Source organism: Desulfosarcina sp. (assembly GCF_033791525.1).
Taxonomy (GTDB): domain Bacteria; phylum Desulfobacterota; class Desulfobacteria; order Desulfobacterales; family Desulfosarcinaceae; genus Desulfosarcina.
The window spans coordinates 1-3,646 of the sequence record NZ_JASJGN010000071.1; the positions used below are offsets into that span (position 1 = coordinate 1).

The following is a 3,646-nucleotide window of genomic DNA, read 5'->3' on the forward strand; positions in this document are numbered from 1 at the left end:
TCCTTGAGCAGCTTCACCCGGCGGCGGGCCTTGTAGTTGCCGTTGATATAGTGGCAGTCGCCGGGGTGGCACCCGCTGATCAGCACCCCGTCCGCCCCCTCCAAAAACGCCTTGATGACGTATTGGGGATCAACCATCCCCGTGCACATCACCCGGATCAAGCGGATATTCTCGGGGTAGGAGAGCCGGGAGGTGCCGGCCAGGTCGGCGGCGGTGTAGGTGCACCAGTTGCAGACAAAAGCAATTACTGCAGGTTCGAATGGATCCATGAAAATCTCCATTATTTATTATATTTAATTGGTTACACCTAACCCCGACGAACCAGAAAATCTCAAATCACAATGTTCAAATTACAAATAAATTCCAAATTACAAGATCCAACTTTCAAACCGCCTCCAATACCCCAATCTTAATCAGATACAAACCGATGAATTGGAATTTGCTATTTGGACATTGTGATTTATTTGTCATTTGTTTTTTGGTTATTGTTATTTTTTTAATCCTTCTAACCAACCGCCGCCAAGGCATTCATAATTCCATCCAACTCCGCAAAAATTTGCCGGCCTTGGAAATGTCTGACCTGGGCCGCGTCGGACGGACAAGCCGTGCTGCAGCTACCACAGCCTTTGCACAAGGCGCCGTTGACCACGCTCACCTGGCGACGAGCATCGAACTCGATGGCGCCGTAGGCGCACAGGTCGATACAGGTCTGGCACCCGGAGCAAATCTCCGGGTCGATCCAGCTGATGGCCGAAGGCACCTCCACCACCCCCCGGGTGGCCAGGGAGAGGGATTTGGCCGCCGCCCCGGAAGCCTGGGCCACGGTGTCGGGAATATCCTTGGGCCCCTGGCAGGCACCGGCCAGAAAGACCCCGTCCGTGGCCGTGTTGAGTGGCCCCAGCTTGGGATGTTCTTCCAGAAAGAAGCCGTCGGCGCCCGGGTTGACCCCGAACAGCCGTCCCACCTCAGTGGTGTCGGCCCGCGCTTCCATGGCGCTGCACAGCACCACCATGTCCACGGGTACCCGCACCTGCTCGCCGAGCAGGGTGTCTTCGGCGATGGCCACCAATTTGCCGGCTTCCGCTTCGGATTGACCCTGGTCGGTAATCTCGGCCACTTTGCCGCGGATGAAGACCGTGCCCTCCTCCTGGCAGCGGCGGTAGAACTCCTCGTAGCCTTTGCCAAAACAGCGCATGTCGATGTAGAAATCGTAAACTTGGGCATGCTGGCCGACCTTTTCCTTGATCAGGTGGCTGTACTTGAGGGCATACATGCAGCAGACCCGGGAACAGTAGGGGTGGTAGTTGACGTCCCGGCTGCCCACGCAGTGAACCAGGGCCACGCTCTGGGGCGGGTTGGTAAACTCACCGGCCTCGTCGCGCATGAGAATGCGGCCGCCAGTGGGGCCGGTGGCGTTGCTCAGGCGTTCGAACTCCAGGCTGTTGAAGACGTTGGCATAGCGGCCGTAGCCCAAGGGCTTGATGGGACTGGGGTCCAGCAGGTCGAATCCCGTGGCCAGGATGATGCTGCCTACCTGGATCGTCTCTTGGGTGGCCGTCATGGTGTGATCGATGGCCTGGGCCTCGCAGATCGATACACAGGCCATGCACTCGCTGCACACCCCGCAATTCAGGCAGCGTGACGCTTCCTGCCGGGCGTCATGCTCGCTCATACCCGGATCCACCTCGTCGAAGGTCATCACTCGGGCAGCATCAAACGTATGTGTGGGCTGCACCCGCGGCAGTGGGGCGATGTCTTCGGGGATGGCTGCCCAGTCGCTTCCCGGTGCGGGTTGGGCCGCCTGAATCCGGGCGAATTCCTTCAGGTCCTCTCCGTCGAGGAAGCGCTGGATGGCTGCCGCCGCTTTGTGCCCGGCCGCCACCGCCTCGACCACCGTGGCCGGTCCGCTGACCGCATCGCCGGCGGCAAACACATGGGGGATGGATGTCTGCATGGTATGCGGATTCACGGTAACGGTGTTGCGGGCGGTCAGGTCCAGGGTGGGAACCTTTTGCGCCCAGGCTGCGTCAGTCTTCTGGCCGATGGCCGGGATCACTGCATCGCAGTCGATGACAAATTCGGACCCTTCCACGGGTACCGGCCGCCGCCGGCCGCTTTCGTCCGGGGGACCCAGTTCAGTGCATATACACGTGAATCCGCTAACCTGGCCGTTCGTGGCCAGGATGCGCACCGGCGCCGAAAGGGTGGCGATTTTGATACCCTCATCTCTGGCGCCCTGGATCTCGTCGGCATAGGCCGGCATCTCCTGCTCGGACCGGCGATAGACCACAGTAACCGTGCGGGCGCCCAGTCGTTTGGCCACCCGGGCGGCGTCGATGGCCACGTTGCCACCGCCCACCACGGCGACGTGTTCACCGGGCCGCTGTCTGTCGCCCTGGTTGACCTTTCGTAGAAAGGCAATGGCGTCGACCACGCCCCGGGGGGCTTCTTCACCGGGGATATGCAGCGTCATGGCGTTGTGGGCCCCGATGGCCAGAAAAACGGCCCCAAATCCCTGGTCCGTCAGGTCTGCCAGATCGAAATCCGTGCCCAAGCGCATTTTCGTGCGGGTTTCGATGCCGTGGCGCAGCAGGTAATCGATCTCCCGATCCAGGATGCCCGGAGGTAGTCGGTAGTCGGGGATGCCCACACGAAGCATGCCGCCGAGAACGGGCAGGGCCTCAAAAAGGGTGATCCGATAGCCCTGCAGCCGCAGATAATAGGCCACGGTCAAGCCGGCAGGACCAGAGCCGATTACGGCGACTTTTTCGGGTCGGTCTTCGATGGCCGGAATCGGCAGGTCTTCGGGGCTGACCTGATCGGCGACAAAGCGTTTCAGGTCCCGGATGGCGATCGCGGCGTCCACCTCCCGGCGCCGGCACTGCGATTCACAGGGATGCGGGCAGACCCGTCCTAAAACGCCCGGCAAGGGCAGCCGCTTGAGAATCAGTTCCACGGCTTCGCGGTACTTGCCCTGGCCGATCAACTGCACGTAGCCCTGGACGTTGATGCCCGCCGGGCAGGTGGTGGTGCAGGGCGCACGGTCTTTCTTGTCGATGGTAAAGGTGATGGGCACCGCCTGGGGAAACGCCCGGTAGATGGCTTTGCGGTCGGCCAGACCCTCGTCCCACTCGCTGGGCAGGCAGACCGGGCACACCGTGGTGCACTCCCCGCAGCCGGTACAAACGCCCTCTTTAATGTAGCGCGGTTTGTGGGTGACGGTGACCTGGTAGTTGCCGATGTAGCCGGACACATCGGTCACGTCGCTGTAGGTGAGTAGCCGGATGTTGGGATTTTGGGCCACCTCCACCATTTTGGGGGTGCCGATGCAGGCCGCGCAGTCCAGGGTGGGAAAGGTTTTGTCGAACTGGAGCATGTGGCCGCCCACGGTGGTCTCGCGCTCCACCAGGTAGACCGTGTGGCCGGCGTTGCCGATGTCCAGAGCGGCCTGCATACCGGCGATACCGCCGCCCACAACCATGACGTCGGGGTGGACGCTGACGGACCGCGTTTCCAGCATCTGGTGAAAGTTCACCCGGTTGATGGCACCGGCGGCCAGGGTTTTGGCCTTGCGGGTGGCCTCATCCTCATCTTTGGTGACCCAGGAGACCTGTTCGCGCACCGAGGCCATCTGGAACAGGTAGGG

2 protein-coding genes are annotated in these 3,646 nt (G+C 61.4%); both read right to left on the reverse strand.

Translation table 11 applies throughout. The annotated features are described in order from the left end of the window. The coding region (locus tag QNK41_RS03525) for a hydrogenase iron-sulfur subunit (RefSeq protein ID WP_413815113.1) at positions 1-269 on the reverse strand (269 nt) is incomplete at its 3' end. A 236-nt stretch (positions 270-505) separates the two neighbouring features. Next, positions 506-3,646: NAD(P)-binding protein (locus QNK41_RS03530; RefSeq protein ID WP_319253808.1), on the reverse strand; the 3,141-nt coding region annotated here is incomplete at its 5' end.